The following is an 18748-nucleotide window of genomic DNA, read 5'->3' on the forward strand; positions in this document are numbered from 1 at the left end:
CATCCGAATTATGTCGTCGTGATCGGAGAGATCGCCGTGCTGCCCTTGTGCTTTGGACTGGTATGGTATGCTCTCGCATTCTCCGCGCTGAATGCATTGGTTCTGGCGGTAAGGATCCGGGAAGAGAATGCCGCGCTTTCGGAGTTGCGCCATGATGCAAGGCACTGACCCAGGCCAAGCGCGGTTGCCAAGTCTTTCAACTTGGCTGGGCTTTTTCGCAATGTGCATCGGGATGTTCATGGCCATTCTCGACGTCCAGATCGTCGCCACATCGCTACCAACAATCCAGGGTGCTTTGGGCATCAACCCAGATCAAATGAGCTGGATTCAGACCGCCTATTTGATCGCCGAAATCGTTGCGATCCCGCTGACGGGCTTCTTGACCCGCTTGCTCAGTATGCGCGGGCTTTTTGTATGTGGCACTTTGCTGTTTACCGCTGCTTCCGTCGGGTGCGCACAAAGCGATAGTTTCAATGCCCTTCTGTGCTGGCGGGTCTTGCAGGGGTTCTCAGGTGGAACCTTGATCCCGTTGGTTTTCTCTGCGGTTTTCCTCTTGTTTCCGCAGCGGCACCAAAGTATCGCCACAACCGTCGCTGGTGTCGTTGCAGTCATGGCTCCGACCGTCGGACCAATCATCGGGGGATGGATAACGGAGACGTACTCATGGCACTGGCTCTTTTTAATCAATATCGGTCCTGGCCTGGTTGCGGCGTCATTGGCAGCTTGGCTGCTTCCGCGCGCCCCAATGGAACTCAAGTACTTCCGATCGATTGATTTTCAATCGCTGGCAATGATGGCGATGGGTCTTGCCGCCCTGGAGATCGCGTTGAAAGAAGCGCCGCAACGTGGCTGGCTGGGCCCCGTCGTTCTGTCACTTTCTGCTTTCAGCGTGGTTATGCTGGTCGCCTTTACCCGGCGAACCTGGACGTCGCCCACGCCTATAGTCGATTTGCGTAACTTCAAAGACCGAAATTTCACCATTGGCTGCATTTTGAGTTTTGTTCTGGGGTTCGGTCTATTTGGCTCGGTTTATCTCATGCCCGTTTTTCTCGCTTTTGCCAGAGGCCATAACGCGCTGCAAATAGGCGAAATAATGCTCGTGACCGGAATTGCACAACTGATGATTGCGCCGTTTGCCGTCCTACTGGAACAGCGGGTCGAAGCGCGACTGCTGTCAACGATTGGTTTTCTGTTGTTCGCAATCGGCCTCGGTTGCAGTGCTTTTCAAACACCGCAAACCGATGCTGCCGGGATGTTCTGGCCCCAAGTCATCCGGGGTCTGGCAATAATGTTTTGCCTGCTCCCGCCCACGCGTCTTGCTCTTGGTAATCTTCAAGATGATCAGGTACCGGATGCCAGTGGCCTGTTCAATCTGATGCGCAACCTTGGCGGCGCGATAGGCCTGGCTCTGATTGACACAGTCATTTACACGCGATCAACGACGCACGGCATCGCAATTGCCAACGGCTTGCTGGCGGGGGATCAGCGGACCGAAAGATTTATCGGAATGCCCGCTAACGAGATTGTTGCGCATGTGCCGGGGAAATTCGATGCGCTCGCTCAGAGCATTTTCAGCCCTATGGTTGCAAGGGCGGCGATGGTGGAATCCATCAATGACGCATGGGCCATGATAGCGCTGATAACTTTGATACCAATGCTGATCATCATGTTTGCCTACCAGCTCCCGCCGAAGCCCTCATCCGTAATTCATTGATTGCCACGCTCAGTGGACTCTTTTTCAGCCAGACGATGCGGCGGTGAAAACTGCCGACTGAGCCTTATAAGCGCGCTTGTATGCGGGCCGCGCTTCGCCACGGGCGACGTAGGCGGAAAGGTTCGGATAGTCGTTCAGTATGCCCGATCCGTCCAGCCTGCGGAGTACCAGTACCATTAGCAGATCTCCGGCGCTGAATGCGCCGTCAAGCCAGTCGGCATCGCCAAGCCAACTGGAAAGTTCACTCAGCCGCGTACGTATGCGTTCGTCGACGCCAGCGAGACGCTGCTCATACCAGCTCTCATTGCCCTCCAGGTATTCGGCAATTTCGCGATCAACGATCGGCGGCTCCATCGTGGAGAGTGCGGCAAACATCCATGTAATCGCGCGCGCCCGGGCCATCGCATCATCTGGCAGCAGGCCCGCATGGTGCTCCGCGATGTGGAACACGATCGCCCCCGACTCGAACAGGGCCAGACCACCTTCTTCATAGGTCGGAATTTGTCCGAAAGGATGAAGCGCGAGATGCGCGGGCTCCTTCATCGCGCTAAACGATAGAAGACGAACGTCGTAAGGCTGGCCCACTTCTTCAAGCGCCCAGCGAACCCGCATGTCACGCGCCAGGCCCTTCCCGCCATCGGGCGATTGTTCAAACGCGGTAATAGTAATGGTCATCGCTGTTCTCCATAGCTTGTCCGTCTTGAAGACGATTTGCTAAACGAGATACCGACACGTCGCGCTCGAGCTATTTCTAGCAGTCAGAACGCCACACCAGCGACTTCAGATGATGCCGTGTTTCCTTAGCAGCGCTTCTTCATCGCCTGACACCCAGCCGAAAACTTTCGGCTCCCCGCCCAGCTCCTGGACAAAGTAGTGAACATCGAAATCTATCGCTACATCCGAGTGATTCTTGCGGAGATAGGTTGCCGTCCAGGCAACATGGGCGACGCAATGATAGTCATCTATAGGCGAGAAACGGACGTTGCGTATCCGCATCTCCTTCGTCCCTATCGCCCGATAGTGCCTATAACCTTGCGCCATGACTTGCTTGAGTTGGTCGTCATTCTTTCCGGTCACGACCCCTCCAGGCGAGGCCGCTATGAAGTCGGAGGCATACAGCGATGCGATCTCGTCCATGTCCATGTCGCCGCTAAGAGATTGTCTGAAAAAGCGTTCGTATCGGTCGAAGAGCTTTCTTACGCTTGTCTCCATGATTTCCTCCCTTGGCGCCGCTTTTTCAGTAGCGAACGGTTCATTGGCCAAAGGGTTGCAATAGAACCATTCGAAACGATAGCATTAACCCGTGCTCCACCGCGATTTTGCGAGTACGAACAGGCTTGAAATTGGCGGCGTAGCCAACGGCTGGTTGGCAATGCGCTGGTGCGAGCAAATGAGATAGCTCGTGGTAACCAGCCCAATACCAGTCACTTTCGATCCAGTGACGAGGAAGTGGTCTAAAACCACCAATGCGAAAGCGCTCCTTGGTTCACCTTCTTGCGCCCGGTCAAGGAATTTCCTCAGGAGTTTCCTCACACGAATGAAAGTTCATGCTCTGCATCTCCAAGCCGCAGCTCGAGTTGCGGCAACCGGTATTCGTATCTATTTATGATTGACTGCGAGCTTCAAGCTCCGGAAGAAAACATCAATTGAGTTAGATTATTCCGCTTTGTTTTCTGCTACCTTCTTAAGGAATGATCATGAACAGACCAACAACGGGTCTTCTTGCTTTGGTCCTGACTATCGGTTTGCATTCCCAATTTGCATTTGCCGTGGAGGACAGTACATCGCAACTCGCAACCATCAACAAGATCATAAGGGGTGAGGGAAAGCCGGGTGAAACCGCTACAGCCAAGAACGGGGAAGTCGTTTATACCGTTCTAGAAGATGGCACCGTAGAAATCAGGAATTTACGCTACAACACGGTGCAACGGTTCGGTACAATAAAGTCGAACGATAACAGCAGGTCAAAATAGCAAGAACTCCGATTTCCTGACCGTTCCCATGCCCGCCAGCCGTCCTTGCTGCCGTAGCCGCTTTAGGCATACTAGCCGCAGACGGCTCGTATAACGATACCATGACTGTCAACTTCCATTGTCAGCCGGTCCTTTCGGAAATCCTGCGTAACCATATCTCCGGGCGATATTCGGCGTATGGTAACTGCTCCCGTGATTGACTTTGCCTCACTGTCCATTACGCCCGACCTTCCAACGAGTGTCTGCGCAGCAATCGGATTGCATTGATCTAGAGAGCGACCGCTATTGGTACTATCGTCGGCGGCACAGGCGACAAGACCGAGGGAAAAAAAGACGGCAGTTGTAGCTATGGGAGGATGTTGCTTGGACATTTGGCCATATTGGACCGAAAGACAGCCAGATCAAGCCCATGACCGGAAAACTGACGCGGAGCCTCGGTACCACAGGCATGTCCCACGAAACAATTTTATAGGACTACTCTGTCGTCCACGCGTCGATCGCAAAGCAGTACGAAATCCTCGCTTCATAAAATTCGATCGCAGATGGCCGTCGTCATCCTGCGAACATCGCGGCGCGAATGTTTTCCGCTCCGCCGAAGTCGTGGAATAGAGGGAACCTTCGCGATTTCCAGACGACTTCCGGCTTCATATTGTCTGGGTGAGCCTCAGTCTTCGCAAAGATCAAGCGCGCTCTGTTTTCGCCCCTATCAGACATGGACCTCGCCGTGCTCCTTCTTGTCAGAGTCGCCGGCGAGCAGGGCTGCGTAGGCGAGCCAGCTGTAGAAGATAATGACCCCGAGCAATATGAGCCAACCCGGTAACGGCCCGAACGCGGCGTTTGCGACGATCTCATGGAGTGATCGCGCAACATCGAGCGTGACCCCGTCATCCTGCAATTTAGGCGTCGAGATTTTCAATACCCAAGCCAGAAGCAGCACAAGGAACATCCATAAATAATTACGGCGCAGCCGCCGCGACATCGCCGCCCGGATGGAAATCAGGAATTGCGGCCTGCGCAAATCTTGGCCGAGTAAGCGCGCCCAGCCGCCATCCAACTCCGGCAGGGGCGCAAAGACCTGAGCGAAATAATGTTTCTCCAGCCGGCGCACTCGACCACGATAGACGTCGAAGAATCGATAACGCCGCGCCTCGATGACCAGCAGAAGTTGCACCAGCACCATGGCGAACAAGAGCACGCCGTGATGCGACGTCGGCGACGATAACGATAGTGACAGCATCGCTGCAACGCCTGTGATGGCCCAGTTGGTTGTCCGGTCGATCCGGTCGCGCCAACCCGCCATGCGGCCCATCTCGGCGCGGTGATAATGCGCCAATACCGTAATGTACTCCGCCGTTGTGGCTGGAAACGGAGGGACTGACCATCTGGCCGCGGTGTCGTTGACCGGCAGTTGTTCCTGAGCTTCGTCCATATCTGCCTCCCAGCAGGCCCTCCATCGTGTTTATCTGCCTGAAGTCGCCAGCAATGGCTTCGAGTTCTAGTTTCGTTCCGGAGATTGAAGAGAGTCAAGAAAACTTCTAGTGGGAAAATGCGTCATCGATACTTTGAAGGCGTCACTATTGTGGCGGATATTTTGGAAAGCACCGCGGTATCAACTCGATGGGTGATAGAATCGGCATTAACTTTGCCTTATCCCGATTTTTCATTTGCTACCGCTTAGACATCTATATGAGCCATGAAACTCATTGAGCTGGGAACGATCCTGCCTTATCGGAATTTGGTGAGAAATGGGAGGCCCCATGACAACACAACAATTCCTGGCCTTCACGGTAATAGGCCTGATGATGGCCGCATTCGTTTGGGGCCGGGTTCGCTACGATATCGTGGCGATGTGTTCGCTCCTCGCAGCGGTCGCCCTTGGAGTCGTCCCCGTTAACGCGGCGTTCAGCGGCTTCAGCGACGAGATTGTCATCATCGTCGGCAGTGCACTCGTTGTCAGCGCCGGGGTAGCGCGTTCCGGGCTGATGGAGGCGGCGGTGCAGCGGTACGTGCCGCAGGTGTCGTCGGTAAGGGCGCAGCTAGCCATATTGGTGATCATCGTGACCGTGTTGTCGGCTTTTGTGAAAAATATAGGAGCGCTGGCGATCATGATCCCCATTGCCTACCAGTTCGCGCGGCGATCGAACGTGTCGGCTTCCGTGTTCCTAATGCCTATGGCATTTGGCGCCCTTATTGGTGGCCTGATGACGCAGATCGGAACCTCGCCGAACATCGTGGTCTCGCGCGTGCGCGCGGAAGTGGTTGGTCAGAGCTTCTCGATGTTCGATTTCACTCCTGTCGGAGGAACACTTGCCGCCGCCGGGATTATCTATCTGGTGTTGTTTTACCGGCTGGTTCCGGAGCGGACACGCGAAACGGTTTCTGTGGACGAGGCGATCGAAATTCGCAACTACGTTTCCGAAGCTGCTGTAGCGAAGGGATCGTCGGCGGTCGGCAAGACCGTGACGGATTTGGTAAAGCCGGCCGAGGGCGCGGCGATGGTAACGTCAATCGTGCGTGCCGATCACCGGGTCACACCGCTTCCCGATTCCGTACTGGTGGAAGGTGATGTGCTTGTGCTGGAGGGTAACCCGCATGCGCTCGACGCCATCGTGACGGCCGGAAAGTTGAAACTGTCGCGTGACCGGTCACCGTTGGATAAGGAGCGGTCGGCGGAGGTCGAGGCCGTTGAAGCGGTGATCGGCCAACACTCACCGTTGATCGATAAATCAGCGCAGCGCCTTGCAATGTTCGATCGTTACAACGTCAATCTGCTTGCCGTCAGTCGCCATGGCGAAAGGATCAAGGAGCGTCTGGGTGAGATCACCTTCCGGTTCGGCGACGTCATCGTGCTGCAGGGGCAGAGCAGTGTACTGCCGACATTGCTGCGCGAGTTCGGCTGCCTGCCGCTGGCAAAAAGGACCATCATGCTGGGCAGTGTCAGGCGCGGGCTTATTCCTCTCGTCATTCTGTTTGCCGCGATGGGATCGACCGCGTTCGGGCTGTTGCCGGTGTCGATAGCCTTCTTTGCCGGTGCGGTCGCGATGGTCCTTTTCCGTGCTATTCCGCTCGGCGAAGTTTATACAGCAATCGATGGTCCGATACTGATAATGCTTGCAACGCTTATACCTGTCAGTGACGCCCTGAGGACGTCGGGTGGCACCGAACTGATCGCACATTGGCTAACCCAAATGGCACACCAACTGCCTCCGTTCGGGGCACTGACGCTTATCCTGGTGGCCGCGATGGCCGTCACCCCATTCCTGAACAATGCCGCAACGGTGCTTGTGATGGCGCCAATTGCAACCAGCTTTGCCGGCACCCTCGGCTTTAAACCGGAGGCCTTCTTGATGGCGGTTGCCATTGGCGCCGGTTGCGATTTCCTGACACCCATCGGCCACCAGTGCAACACGCTGGTTATGGGTCCGGGCGGCTACAGGTTCAGCGACTATCCTCGGCTAGGCTTGCCACTTTCGCTGATCATCGTGCTCACAGCGGTGCCCGCATTGCTGGTGTTCTGGCCGCTTGTTTGAAGGATAGCACAAGGCCGCATCCAACGAGCCAGCGTCCGCAAAAGTCTCATCATCAGCGCGAATAACGACGTCTTTATCCGGCTGGTCGAGGCAATCTGCGGACTTTATGCTTCCGGTGACAGGTGAACTGGATTGAGTTCAATCCAAAAGCTCGCTAAGCACTTTGATATTCTTAGCCTTGGCTGGACTGATCCGTCGAACGCCTCTAACGGATTGCGACAGCCCCCAATCTTCAAGGGACATTAACCTTGAAGTGCAATGCTAACGCGTCGGGGTTCACTCGTCGAACGACAGGAGAGACAAACTTCGGTTGTCAGGAGGAAGTATTGCCGGACTCCAACAAAGGAAAACTGCGGCCACGTCTGGTTGCAAAATCTGACAATCCTGACGGCAATGCCTTGCATGAGCAGGGCGAACGACGCCGTTGGCCGAGAGGACCTGCTGTCCTGGAGGACGCGTCCGCGCCTTCATCACCAGTATTGCGTCCGTTGCAATTTTCCACGCGAGATTTAGCACCAAGTGATCAATTCGTCGCCTGGCAGACTTATTTGGCACCACTTGTCGACGTCAAGTTGCCAGATGGCGTAACGCCAGAAAGCGGCTTCCCCGCCGACCATATTGCTTGGAATCTCGGCAGCATGCTTATTGTGGAGCAGGACGCTCCGCCTCACAGTTATCTGCGATCCTCCACTAAGCTGCGATCAAACACAATTGATCATTGGCATGTCGTGGTACTGCGAACCGGGCGATCATGGACGGAAGTTGATGGGCAAGTTTGTGAAGGTGGGCCGGGGAGAGTTGAATTCAGATCCTTGGGGTATCCATTTCGCGGCCGTACGACGGCCTCACAAAGCCTTTCGGTTTATTTGCCTCGCGAATTATTCGCTGATACGCCGGTTGGCAACGACATCAAAAACAACACGACATTGTCCGGCAATTATCCCAAACTGTTGATCGAATACCTGGACGGCATCGAGGCAAAACTTGCCAACCTGGCGGCAAAGGATCTCCCGCAGGTGGTGCAGACGACCCGGGACATGATCGTGACATGCATTTCATCTTCCGCAGAATCGTCTGGCTCTGCCACACAGAGCAACCTGGCTTTGATGGAGCGCGTGCGCCGCTTCGTGCAAGGCAATTTGAGTTCGTCCGATCTCACGCCAGACACTTTGTGCCGAGCACTGGGGATATCGCGGACGCGGCTGTATCAATTGTTTGAACCTAGCGGTGGCGTTCTCCATTACATACAGAAGCGGCGCCTGCTGTCGGCCCACGCCGCATTGAGCAACTCGGCCAACCGACAGCAAATCGTAGAAATTGCGGCCGCAGTAGGGTTCACGTCCGCTGCCCATTTCAGCCGGGCCTTCAGCAAGGAATTCGGCTACAGCCCGCGCGAGGCCCGCAGCGTTGCGGTGCCGCCGTATTTTGCGCATGTGGTGGCGCCAGCAGAATTTGTGGACAGTGCGCATTCATTCGACGAGTGGCTTAGATCCCTCGGCCACTGATGCCTTAATCGAACCTGAGCGATTCCAACGCTGCCAGTTCCGTCCCACCGGCAACGTGTACCGTCGCCACACCTTGCCGCGCCGTAAGCAGCGGCTCGCCTTTTTCTCTTACGATTTAGGCTTTCCATCGCAAATATGGACGGAGCGGCAAGTTCCCGGATGCGCGTCTAACGACAGGCTAGAGGCGAGAAAGTATACCAAAAACAAGAACGACGACGGCGTCAAAACTAATTCCAGGTTGGATTTAAGAAACAACAGGCGCCGCTGATCGATAAGAAAAACGAGTTTTTGGGGTCAGATCAATGAAAACAACACGCCCGCTACCTTCCCGTCCAAATGTCAATGCACTCTTCGGCGAAGTGCGTGTGGTCCGGTCAAAGCAACGGCCCCGCCACATTCTCGTCACCGGCGGCGCGGGTTTTCTCGGGTCGCATCTTTGCGAACGGCTCCTCAAGGCGGGACATACCGTCATCTGCGTCGATAATTTCTCGACGGGCCTCGAACGCAACATCCGCCATCTGCGCAATTTCGATCGCTTCAGTGTTTTGAAGCATGACGTCATCCATCCGATCGATATCGAGGTGGATGAAATCTACAATCTTGCCTGCCCGGCATCCCCTCCACATTACCAAGCGGATCCCGTCCACACCATGAAGACCTGCGTTCTTGGCGCTCTCAATCTTCTGGAGTTGGCCGCACGCACCGGTGCCCGTATTTTCCAGGCATCAACCTCTGAGATTTACGGCGATCCACTGGTTCACCCGCAGGTTGAAGGTTACTGGGGTAACGTCAACTCATTCGGCCCCCGATCCTGTTACGACGAAGGCAAGCGCAGCGCCGAAACCCTGTTCTTCGATTTTAACAAGAAGCACCACGTCGAGATCAAGGTCGCTCGGATATTCAACACGTACGGACCGCACATGCGTCCCGACGACGGTCGTGTCGTCTCAAACTTTATCGTGCAGGCGCTGAAGGGTCAGGACATAACCATTTATGGTGATGGCTCGCAGACGCGGTCCTTCTGTTTCGTCAACGATCTCATCGATGGGTTTCAGCAATTGATGGCAACCGAGCCATCATTCACCGGACCCGTCAATCTTGGAAATCCCGTCGAATTTACCATTCTCGAGCTGGCAGAAATGGTAATTCAGATGACCGGTTCGCGTTCTAAGACCATTCGCAATCCCTTGCCGACAGATGATCCGCGCCAGCGCCGTCCCGATATTTCGCTCGCTCGGCGCGAGTTGGGATGGCAGCCCATGGTGCCACTTGCCACCGGTCTCGAGAAGACGATCCATTACTTCGATCGTCTCCTTGCGGAGGAAGCACATGAACTTGCGGAGATCGCATAATGTCTCCGCGGAGAGTTCTTGTTGCGGGTGGCGCCGGTTATATCGGCAGTCATACCGCCAAGCTATTGCACTCGAACGGAGTCGAGCCGATTGTTTTCGACAATCTCGTTACCGGAAATCGCTCGTCGGTACGCTGGGGGCCTTTCGTGCACGGCGATATCCTGGATACGAGCAATCTGGCGCGGACTCTCGCGCAGTATAAACCGGATGCAGTTGTGCATTTTGCGGCATCTGCCTATGTCGGCGAGTCCGTCGAAGATCCTGCGAAATACTATCACAATAACGTCGCAGGGACATTGTCACTTCTAGATGCTTGCCGGCATGCGGAAATCGACAAGATTATCTTTTCATCGAGTTGCGCAACCTATGGCGTTCCCGACTCGCTTCCAATCACCGAGCAAACGCCGCAGCGGCCGATCAATCCGTACGGCAGGACCAAGCTGATGGCGGAGCAAATTCTGCAAGATTACGCGGCGGCCTATGCGCTGAGATACGTGGCGCTGCGATATTTCAACGCCTGCGGTGCCGATCCTGAAGGCGAACTCGGCGAGTGGCATGAGCCCGAGACACATTTGATCCCGCGAGCACTGCTTGCTGCGGGAGGAGCTATTCCACACCTGAGCGTCTATGGTGACGACTACGCAACTGATGATGGCACCTGTGTTCGCGATTATATCCATGTGACCGACCTGGCGCGTGCACATGTGCAGGCGCTGGATCATCTGGTTGCTGGTGGCGAAAATCTTTCCGTCAATCTTGGAACAGGGCGCGGCGCGTCCATTGGAGAAATTATCGAGACCATCGACCGCGTTACCAAACGGAAAGTGCCGGTCGAAATGCATCCAAGACGCGCCGGAGATCCACCAGCACTTTATGCGGACCCGACGTTTGCGCGGAGCACACTTGGCTTCACACCTGAATATTCCGATCTGGAAACGATAGTCCGTACCGCGGCTCCTTTCTTTGGACTGGAGTCGCGGGCATGAGCGAGGCGAACAAGATTAGCGGGGCGCGGGAGCCATTTCTGGTACCTGTCCTGACGGGATCCAGCAAAATGGAATACCTTGTCGGCGCGGCCATCTGGCTGGCATTGCTTGTCTATTTTTGGTCCTGGTGGCTACAGCCGGAGCATTATATCGACTTTTGGGGCTTCGTCTCTGTTACTGCCATTCTGGCGTGGGTAACACTGTTGCCTGCTTACTTCATGGCCATATTCTATCATGCCAGGAAGCCAAACGGTAAGCTTCGACTGCCGGCCGGCAGTCGGGTTGCCATGGTCGTGACGAAAGCGCCCTCCGAGCCCTTTTCCATAGTGGCGACGACTTTGAATGCCATGCTTGCTCAAGAGTTCCCCCATGATGTGTGGCTCGCGGATGAAGATCCATCATTGGAAACATTAAGGTGGTGCAAGCAGCACGGCGTTTTCGTTTCGACGCGGAAGAACCGGCCGGATTATCACCTGTCGACCTGGCCGCGCCGTACTAGGTGCAAGGAGGGCAATCTTGCCTTCTTCTACGATCACTACGGCTACGAGCGCTACGATTTTGTGGTCCAGCTTGACGCCGATCATGTGCCCGAGGCGGGTTACCTCGTCGAGATGTTGCGCCCGTTTGTCGATCCAGATGTTGGCTACGTATCGGCGCCGAGCATTTGCGATCAAAATGCGTCGGAGAGCTGGTCTGCTCGCGGAAGGCTTTATGCCGAAGCCAGTATGCATGGTGCGCTTCAGGCCGGTTACAATCACGGCCTTGCGCCACTCTGCATAGGATCGCACTACGCGGTGCGGACGTCCGCGCTTAAGGAAATTGGAGGTCTTGGACCGGAGCTAGCCGAAGATCACTCCACGACGTTGATTATGAATGCCCATGGCTGGCGCGGAGTGCATGCGCTCGACGCGATTGCACATGGCGATGGCCCCCGTACATTCGCGGACCTCGTCACGCAGGAATTCCAGTGGTCACGCAGCCTCGTCATGGTGCTCTTGCAATATTCGCCAATCTACGTTCCACGATTGCCGCTGAAGCTGAAATTCCAATTTCTGTTCGCTCAACTGTGGTATCCGCTGTTCGCGTTCTTCATGGCTCTGATGTTCTTCATGCCGATCCTGGCGTTGGTGCGTCAGCAGAACTTTGTCGCTGTGACCTATCCGGACTTTCTCGCTCATTTCATGCCGCTTTCTGTCGCGCTGATGGTGCTGGCATATCGTTGGCGTTCGAGCGGTTCATTCCGGCCCTTCGATGCTAAAATCCTGAGCTGGGAGACTATGTTTTTTCTCTTCGCGCGCTGGCCTTGGGCGCTCGCTGGAACAGTTGCTGCCGTTCGCGACCGGATCATGGGGTCTCATGTCGATTTCCGGATCACCCCTAAGGGAGCGTCTGAGGTGGATCCATTGCCTTCGCGGGTGCTTATGCCTTACGGAATTCTGTCGATCATTTCGACCTTGCCGGTTCTTCTGATGCAGAACGCGGGGGAAACGCGCGGGTTCTATATCTTCGCGATCATCAATGCCGTGCTCTATACGCTTCTGTTTCTGACCATTGTCGTTCAACACGCCCGGGAGAATATCGTCAGGGTGCGAACAAGAGCATATCGCCCCGCTATGGCCGCGAGCCTTCTTGCACTCATCGTCCTGCCAGGATTTGCAACTTTTGAGCATGGGAAGGAAGGACTGGAGGCTCTTGCGTGGGGTGCCGGCAGACTAAGACTCTATGAAACGAGGTACGCAGTGTCAGGTGCCGGGGTGGGAAGTGGAGAGCTCCGCACCTTGACGTTTAAGCCGCGTTGGCTGCCCGCAGCACCGCCGATTAACAACTTCTCAAAAGAAGAAGGGCTCAAGGAGAGCGGAACAAAATGAATCTGAGAAAAACTCGAACGGGCCAATTTGAGCTCGGCAATTGGGAAGCGCCGACAAAGACGCAAATGCAGCGAAAGCTCGGCGCCGCAGGATACTTTCGCTGGTCCTTACTCGTGTCAGTCTGTGTGTCAGCTGTTGCATTCACGAATATTGCCCATGCGGGCGAGAGCGTCTCCCCCTCTGCAGATGCGCAGCCTATGACCGGTGTTGAACTCTATATGCTTTACCGTGACAAGTCCTGGGCTTGGACTGATGGTGCCGGTCGCTTTGACGATGCGGAGCGTCGTTTCACGGCAAGTACTGGTGTCGGGGATAAAATTGCATGGGCACAAGGCCGTTGGATTGTGACTGACGATGGCCGTTTATGCCTTAACGCCGAATGGCACACGATGTCAGGGGTTCATGCCAATACGAGCTGTTTCAGCCACAAGCGTGCCGGTGAAACTATTTACCAAAAGAAAGAACCGTCCGGGTCCTGGTACATCTTCCGGCATGCCGTGCCAACTGAGACCGACGAGTTCAAAAAGCTCGTCGCAGAAAATCTCGTGTCTGCGGACATAGGGACAATAAAATCCGATCTTCAAAATCAAAAAAGACTAGCAGGCAATACGTTGACGAATGCTAGCAAGAGGAAAACACAATGAACAATAACAAAACACGCACAGCCATTGCAGTTTCATTTGCAACTTTGCTGTTAACTGGAACGGTCCTTGCGGCAAGCGTGCCCCGAGGCATACCAGCCAATGTGAAGCCCAATACGGCTCATGCTTTCGATAAACGGCCGATCATCGGCCCCAACTCGGTTACCTTTGGCGCGTATGACCCGCATAGCGACTTTAGCGCGGATCCGAACTCGAAGATCGAGCACCTCTTCCTTCCATGGGAAGACGTCGATTTGTCATCGCTGTCAATCGCCGATGAATATGCGCAGAAACGCGGTCGAAAGCTTTTCATTACGGTCGAGCCGTGGTCTTGGGCACTTGACTGGAGATCGTCACCCGAACAACTGCTCAGCGGTATTCTGGCCGGCAGGTACGATGCTAATATGGCTGCAGTCTGCTCGACAGCGGCCGGGCTCAAGAGCGAAGTGACTATCCGCTGGGCGCAGGAAATGGACGCTACCGACAACCAGTTCACCTGGTCGCATTGGAAAGCAGCCGATTATGCCTCTGCCTATCGGCGCATGGTGACAGTATGCCGCCAGCACAACAAGTCGGCAAAGTATATGTGGTCGCCCAAGGGAGAGCCAGGACTCGCTGCTTTCTATCCCGGAAACGATGTCGTCGATATCATTGGCCTGTCGGTGTTTGGCCTGCAGCAGTACGACAAGGACAAGTTCGGAAAAGAAAGAACTTTCGCTGAAGCACTCGCGCCCGGCTATCGCTTGGTCGCAGGTTTTGGGAAACCCGTCGTTGTGGCTGAATTGGGATACGAAGGAGATTCTGGTTACGTACACAACTGGGCCGAAAATGCCGCCAAGCAATATCCAGAATTTCCGCAACTCACCGCCGTGGTCTATTTCAACGACAAGGAAGTATATCCTTGGCCCCGGCCCTACGGACTTCCCAACTGGCGGGTCGTCAGCGATGAAGTCGTGAACTAAATCCCATACAGGAGAAAGAAAAATGAGAAAATTTAGAAAACTACCGCTTCTGTGCACGATTATTGCAGCCATGGGCGCCAGCATTTTTAACGCTGACGCAGCGCAAAGCAAAATGGCAAAGCCCCCGGCAATGTCTGAGCCTCTGACCAGCAAGGATTTGGTCAAACTCTATGGCAATCATTCCTGGATCTGGAAGGATGGTGCCGGCTACTTCGCCGTGAAGCAACGCGAGTTCAAGGCCTGGACAGGGGAGGGGGCAGGTTCATACGGCACCGGGCACTGGTTTGTTACCGATCCGGGTAAACTCTGCTTCAAGGCTATGTGGTACGCGAAAACTGGCAAAGCAGATGCCTTGACATGTTTCAGCCACCGCAAGAAGGGAAACACGATCTTCCAGAAGCGCGAACCGAACGGAGAATGGTATGCTTTCAAGACCAGTCCAGGAAGCGCAAGTGACGAATATCGTAAGGTCCAGGCTGGAGATTACGCCACGGCGCGATTCGATCGGATGCGAACGAAATTATCGCCAACGAGGTAAATCGTTCCGGTTCGTCGAAAACCGGACAGAATGCACTGTCCGGTTTTACTGCCCGCGTCAGGCGGTATGAACAAATGGGCTTCGAACCCCATAAGGGCTGTTTATCGTGCGAAGCACCGCGACGTTCTGCCAAACCCACTTGGCGTGCAGATCCAGGGGGCGCTGCCAAGGTAAGAGGCCTTTATGATGACCGCAGAACCAGCCTTTTTGACTTTCGCAGATTTACCATTTTTTGTGGCCGTCTTCAGGCTTCCGGGGTATGCAATTTCAAGCGAAGATGATTGTGCTTGGGCGGTCTCTGTCAAGCCGAATATCCCCAACAAACCAATGGTAAGTACAATCCCCGTCAGCCTTGACGGGAATAAAGAAAACTGAACATTTTTGCGCGGTTGTATTGAAGAAAATTTGGAAGCTTCAGGTGCGTTTGCCATCGTAAGGGGTCTCCTAGTCTCGATGCAATGACGCTACAACAAGCAGATTTCTCGCTATTTAAGTAAATTAGTACAATTGGAAGCAATTCGAAATCTATTAATTTGTAAAGCGACGAAAGTGATACAAGACTTATGCAAATTGGGATGGGGGGGATAAAGGTAGCTTGTGAAAGATGATGCAGACCAAGCTACTGATGCGTGAACGTTCAGAATGGCGGAGAGAGCGGGATTCGAACCCGCGTTACGCTTTTGACGTAAACACACTTTCCAGGCGTGCGCCTTCAACCACTCGGCCACCTCTCCGTATACGGCCGGCATCTGGCCAGTCGGGTTGTTTTACTGCAGCCGGAAAAACCGGCTTCAAGAGCACCGTCAACCATCGGTCACTCAAATCTGGATAGACACGCGACACCCGTCGATGGTTAGCCGACAGCGACCCCGTGCGGCGCGCACTATAGTCAGAACAGGCACTTGATCAACACCTATTTCAACATAATCGTGCTTTGTATGGATTTGCCGGATTTCCTGCTGAAATTGCTGGGAATTTTTTCGAATAATTCATCCTGTCCCATCAAAATACCGGTAAAAGTGAATTCATCTGGCCTCGATCCGGCGCTACGATGTTATTCGACCGGTGAAAGACCTGTTGTATTGCCTTATCCTGGAGATCATTGTGATCCGATTTTTGTTCAGGCTCCTCGCCTATGTCGCTTTAAGCTTGGCGATCATTGCCGCCGTTCTCGATGCGGCGCGTTCTGTCGGGGCATCGCAATTGATGATGACATCGCTGCAGGACAGCTGGCAGTCGCTCTCCGCTTCCTCGCTCGCCCTTGCTCAAACAAGCATCAAAACCCACATATCCCCAATACTGTGGGACCCTTTGATGCTGTGGATACTTGAGGCGCCAACATTCATCGTTTTCGCACTGCTCGCATTTCTGTTCTATGCGATGGGTTATAAACGCGAGAACAGGGCCGGTCGTTTCGGCGCCCGTTGAGTATCCGATGCCTGTAGCCGGTATTCCGCGCCTCCGCTAGATGCGAGAACGTTCTAACAGACTGACACGACTGTATTTTTGGAGGATCTTTGACCAAGAGGCAAAATTCCGCGTGAATTTTGCTTCCTGGCATGCAAGATTGCTTCCGGGGCGGCTGGGGAGTGACCATCCGCAACGATATTTAAGGCTCAACCGAAGTTGAACCTGCTCAACAAAATCCAGAGGGTTGGTATCAAATGAAGCGTATTGTTCTTGGTCTCCTGGCTGCCACAGCAATGTCCGTCTCGGCCTTTGCTGCGGATGACAAGCCGGCCGTCATTTACGATCTTGGCGGAAAATTCGACAAATCCTTCAACGAAGCCGCATTCAATGGCGCCGAAAAATATACGGCCGACTCCGGCGTCAAATATCGCGAGTTCGAAATCCAGAACGAGGCGCAGCGCGAACAGGCTTTGCGCAAATTCGCATCGGATGGCAATTCCCCTATCGTTATCGCGGGTTTCTCCGCCGCTGCTGCGATCGAAAAGGTCGCTGCGGAATTTCCTGATACCAAATTTGTCATTATCGATGCGGAAGTCGACAAGCCGAACGTGCGTTCCGTTGTCTTCAATGACAATGAGGGTTCCTATCTTGTTGGCGTGATCGCGGCAAAATCGTCGAAAACCGGGACCGTCAGCTTCATCGGCGGTATGGACGTCCCGCTCATCCGCAATTTCGGTTGCGGCTATGTTGGCGGCGTCAAGGCCACGAACCCCGACGCCAAAATTATCCAGAACATGACCGGCGACACGCCGGCGGCATGGAACGATCCGGCCAAGGGCGGCGAAATTGCCAAGTCACAGATCGACCAGGGTTCCGACGTCATCTTCGCAGCAGCCGGTGGCACGGGCATTGGCGTTCTGCAAACGGCTGCCGACGCTGACAAATTGGCAATCGGCGTCGATTCCAATCAGAACGGCTTGCATCCGGGCAAGGTTTTGACCTCGATGCTCAAGCGTGTCGACGTTGCAACCTATAATGCCTTCAAGGATGCTGCGGATGGCAAGTTCACACCAGGGGTCAATGTTCTTGGCGTCAAGGAAGGCGGCGTCGATTATGCAGTCGACGAAAACAACGCCAAGCTGATGACTGACGATGTCAAGAAGGCTGTCGAAGCTGCCAAGGCGGATATCATTTCCGGCAAGATCAAGGTTCACAGCTATTTCTCGGACAATGCCTGCCCGTACAAATAAGTGATACCAGCCATTGAAACCGCCGGTCATAGGATCGGCGGTTTTCGTTCGAAGATTGCATGAAAGGAGAATGCCCCATGACAGCAGTCGCCGTTCTTTTCAGCATCCTCGCCACGATTTTTATTGGCGCGATGAGCCCGGGCCCAAGCTTCGTGCTTGTCTCACGCGTTGCCATCGCATCGTCGCGAACGCATGGTCTCGCTTCGGCTTTGGGCATGGGGCTAGGCGGCGCCATATTTGCGGCGCTCGCCGTCCTCGGCCTCACGGCATTGTTGATGCAGTTCGAGTGGCTCTACCTTATTCTCAAGCTGCTTGGCGGAGCCTATCTGATCTACATCGGGATCCGCATCTGGCGCGGAGCGTCCGAACCACTGACGACGTCAGGCGCTGGCGAAACCGCGAAGGCCATATCCGTTTCCCGCGCGTTTTTCCTCGGGCTGATCACGCAGCTTAGCAACCCCAAGACGTCGATCGTCTATGCCAGCATCTTTGCCGCTCTCATGCCGCCTTCGCCGCCGCTATGGCTGCTTTTAGCGTTGCCGCCGACGCTGTTTTGCGTCGAAGCCGGCTGGTACGCCGTCGTTGCCTTCGCGTTTTCAGGTTCTCGCGCGCGGTCTGCCTATATCCGGCTGAAACAGTGGATCGATCGCGGCGCTGGTATGGTGATGGGAGCGCTGGGCATCAAACTTATGGTCGAGGCGCTGAAGGCCAAGCCGTAGTCAATAATGCGGCGGTTTGGTCACGGGAACATCGGGCGCCGTCTGCTCCTCCAGAACCAGAAATCGATCCGTCAGTGCGTCGAGCTTGCGGCGCATGGCTTCGATAACTTTCCATTGCTCCGCGATCTGGCCGGAAAGCTCCTCGACGGTTTTCTCATGCTCCGTCACAAGAATTTCGAGGCGGGTCAAGCGCTCCGGGTCGTCGGCTGTCATTGCTCGTCTCCATCTTTAATTAGCCTGTCTATTCTTGTGTTTCTTGACTGGAAAGAAAAAAATCCCGTGTTAGGGTCGAAACCTTGA

Annotated in this window: 20 protein-coding genes and 1 tRNA gene; 15 read left to right on the forward strand and 6 right to left on the reverse strand. The window is 54.7% G+C overall.

Features of this window, described 5'->3' with window-relative positions:
• Both C7476_RS18780 and C7476_RS18785 read left to right on the forward strand, forming a co-directional pair.
• On the forward strand, nt 1-168 hold a 168-nt coding region (locus tag C7476_RS18780; RefSeq protein WP_281032730.1), incomplete at its 5' end, for an isoprenylcysteine carboxylmethyltransferase family protein.
• Nucleotides 155-1714 (forward strand): DHA2 family efflux MFS transporter permease subunit, encoded by a 1560-nt coding sequence (locus C7476_RS18785; protein ID WP_114431538.1) that lies wholly within the window; start codon nt 155-157, stop codon nt 1712-1714. The genes C7476_RS18780 and C7476_RS18785, both read left to right, overlap by 14 nt.
• 24 nt (nt 1715-1738) lie before the next feature.
• Here C7476_RS18785 and C7476_RS18790 read toward each other — a convergent pair whose 3' ends face one another.
• On the reverse strand, nt 1739-2389 hold the full coding sequence (locus C7476_RS18790; protein WP_114431410.1) for a glutathione S-transferase family protein: 651 nt from the start codon (nt 2387-2389) through the stop codon (nt 1739-1741).
• A gap of 105 nt (nt 2390-2494) precedes the next feature.
• Entirely contained in the window at nt 2495-2926 is a 432-nt protein-coding gene (locus C7476_RS18795; RefSeq protein ID WP_114431411.1) for a Cif family virulence factor, read from the reverse strand.
• A gap of 485 nt (nt 2927-3411) precedes the next feature.
• On the opposite strand from C7476_RS18795, the gene C7476_RS18800 reads away from it, so the two are divergent.
• Nucleotides 3412-3687 (forward strand): hypothetical protein, encoded by a 276-nt coding sequence (locus tag C7476_RS18800; protein ID WP_114431412.1) that lies wholly within the window; start codon nt 3412-3414, stop codon nt 3685-3687.
• 71 nt (nt 3688-3758) lie between these two features.
• Here C7476_RS18800 and C7476_RS29505 read toward each other — a convergent pair whose 3' ends face one another.
• On the reverse strand, nt 3759-4058 hold the full coding sequence (locus tag C7476_RS29505) for an I78 family peptidase inhibitor (protein ID WP_114431413.1): 300 nt from the start codon (nt 4056-4058) through the stop codon (nt 3759-3761).
• Between the two features lie 335 nt (nt 4059-4393).
• Nucleotides 4394-5116 (reverse strand): DUF2270 domain-containing protein, encoded by a 723-nt coding sequence (locus tag C7476_RS18810; protein WP_114431414.1) that lies wholly within the window; start codon nt 5114-5116, stop codon nt 4394-4396.
• A gap of 328 nt (nt 5117-5444) precedes the next feature.
• On the opposite strand from C7476_RS18810, the gene C7476_RS18815 reads away from it, so the two are divergent.
• From C7476_RS18815 to C7476_RS28260, 9 genes are all read left to right on the forward strand, one after another.
• Nucleotides 5445-7217, forward strand: coding sequence for an SLC13 family permease (locus tag C7476_RS18815; RefSeq protein ID WP_114431415.1), 1773 nt, complete (start codon nt 5445-5447; stop codon nt 7215-7217).
• Between the two features lie 326 nt (nt 7218-7543).
• Nucleotides 7544-8722 carry a helix-turn-helix domain-containing protein gene (locus tag C7476_RS18820; RefSeq protein WP_425374007.1) on the forward strand — a complete coding sequence of 393 codons (1179 nt, stop codon included), beginning with the start codon at nt 7544-7546 and terminating at the stop codon, nt 8720-8722.
• 302 nt (nt 8723-9024) lie between these two features.
• Nucleotides 9025-10074 carry a UDP-glucuronic acid decarboxylase family protein gene (locus tag C7476_RS18825; protein ID WP_114431416.1) on the forward strand — a complete coding sequence of 350 codons (1050 nt, stop codon included), beginning with the start codon at nt 9025-9027 and terminating at the stop codon, nt 10072-10074.
• Entirely contained in the window at nt 10074-11060 is a 987-nt protein-coding gene (gene galE, locus C7476_RS18830) for a UDP-glucose 4-epimerase GalE (RefSeq protein ID WP_114431417.1), read from the forward strand. The genes C7476_RS18825 and galE overlap by 1 nt, the downstream gene beginning before the upstream one ends.
• Complete coding sequence (locus C7476_RS18835; RefSeq protein ID WP_114431418.1) at nt 11057-12928, forward strand: glycosyltransferase family 2 protein; 1872 nt, start codon at nt 11057-11059, stop codon at nt 12926-12928. The genes galE and C7476_RS18835 overlap by 4 nt, the downstream gene beginning before the upstream one ends.
• Nucleotides 12925-13572 (forward strand): DUF995 domain-containing protein, encoded by a 648-nt coding sequence (locus C7476_RS18840; protein ID WP_114431419.1) that lies wholly within the window; start codon nt 12925-12927, stop codon nt 13570-13572. The genes C7476_RS18835 and C7476_RS18840 overlap by 4 nt, the downstream gene beginning before the upstream one ends.
• Nucleotides 13569-14531, forward strand: a complete 963-nt coding sequence (locus C7476_RS18845; protein ID WP_114431420.1) for a glycoside hydrolase family 26 protein — start codon at nt 13569-13571, stop codon at nt 14529-14531. The genes C7476_RS18840 and C7476_RS18845 overlap by 4 nt, the downstream gene beginning before the upstream one ends.
• 22 nt (nt 14532-14553) lie before the next feature.
• The gene (locus tag C7476_RS18850) at nt 14554-15069 is read left to right on the forward strand and encodes a DUF995 domain-containing protein (RefSeq protein WP_114431421.1); all 516 of its coding nucleotides are present in this window, start codon (nt 14554-14556) and stop codon (nt 15067-15069) included.
• A gap of 183 nt (nt 15070-15252) precedes the next feature.
• The gene (locus tag C7476_RS28260; protein WP_181872515.1) at nt 15253-15444 is read left to right on the forward strand and encodes a hypothetical protein; all 192 of its coding nucleotides are present in this window, start codon (nt 15253-15255) and stop codon (nt 15442-15444) included.
• A gap of 268 nt (nt 15445-15712) precedes the next feature.
• On the opposite strand, the gene C7476_RS18860 is transcribed toward C7476_RS28260, so the two are convergent.
• Nucleotides 15713-15803 (reverse strand) — tRNA-Ser (locus tag C7476_RS18860).
• Between the two features lie 370 nt (nt 15804-16173).
• On the opposite strand from C7476_RS18860, the gene C7476_RS18865 reads away from it, so the two are divergent.
• The 3 genes from C7476_RS18865 to C7476_RS18875 all read left to right on the forward strand — a co-directional run bounded on the left by C7476_RS18865 (nt 16174) and on the right by C7476_RS18875 (nt 18448).
• Nucleotides 16174-16497 (forward strand): hypothetical protein, encoded by a 324-nt coding sequence (locus C7476_RS18865; RefSeq protein ID WP_114431540.1) that lies wholly within the window; start codon nt 16174-16176, stop codon nt 16495-16497.
• A 236-nt stretch (nt 16498-16733) separates the two neighbouring features.
• Complete coding sequence (locus C7476_RS18870) at nt 16734-17729, forward strand: BMP family lipoprotein (RefSeq protein ID WP_114431423.1); 996 nt, start codon at nt 16734-16736, stop codon at nt 17727-17729.
• A gap of 77 nt (nt 17730-17806) precedes the next feature.
• Nucleotides 17807-18448 carry a LysE family translocator gene (locus tag C7476_RS18875; RefSeq protein ID WP_114431424.1) on the forward strand — a complete coding sequence of 214 codons (642 nt, stop codon included), beginning with the start codon at nt 17807-17809 and terminating at the stop codon, nt 18446-18448.
• Here C7476_RS18875 and C7476_RS18880 read toward each other — a convergent pair whose 3' ends face one another.
• Complete coding sequence (locus C7476_RS18880) at nt 18449-18661, reverse strand: SlyX family protein (RefSeq protein WP_114431425.1); 213 nt, start codon at nt 18659-18661, stop codon at nt 18449-18451.
• Nucleotides 18662-18748 lie beyond the last annotated feature (87 nt).

The sequence above is a fragment of the Phyllobacterium bourgognense genome, from assembly GCF_003337575.1.
Taxonomy (GTDB): domain Bacteria; phylum Pseudomonadota; class Alphaproteobacteria; order Rhizobiales; family Rhizobiaceae; genus Phyllobacterium; species Phyllobacterium bourgognense.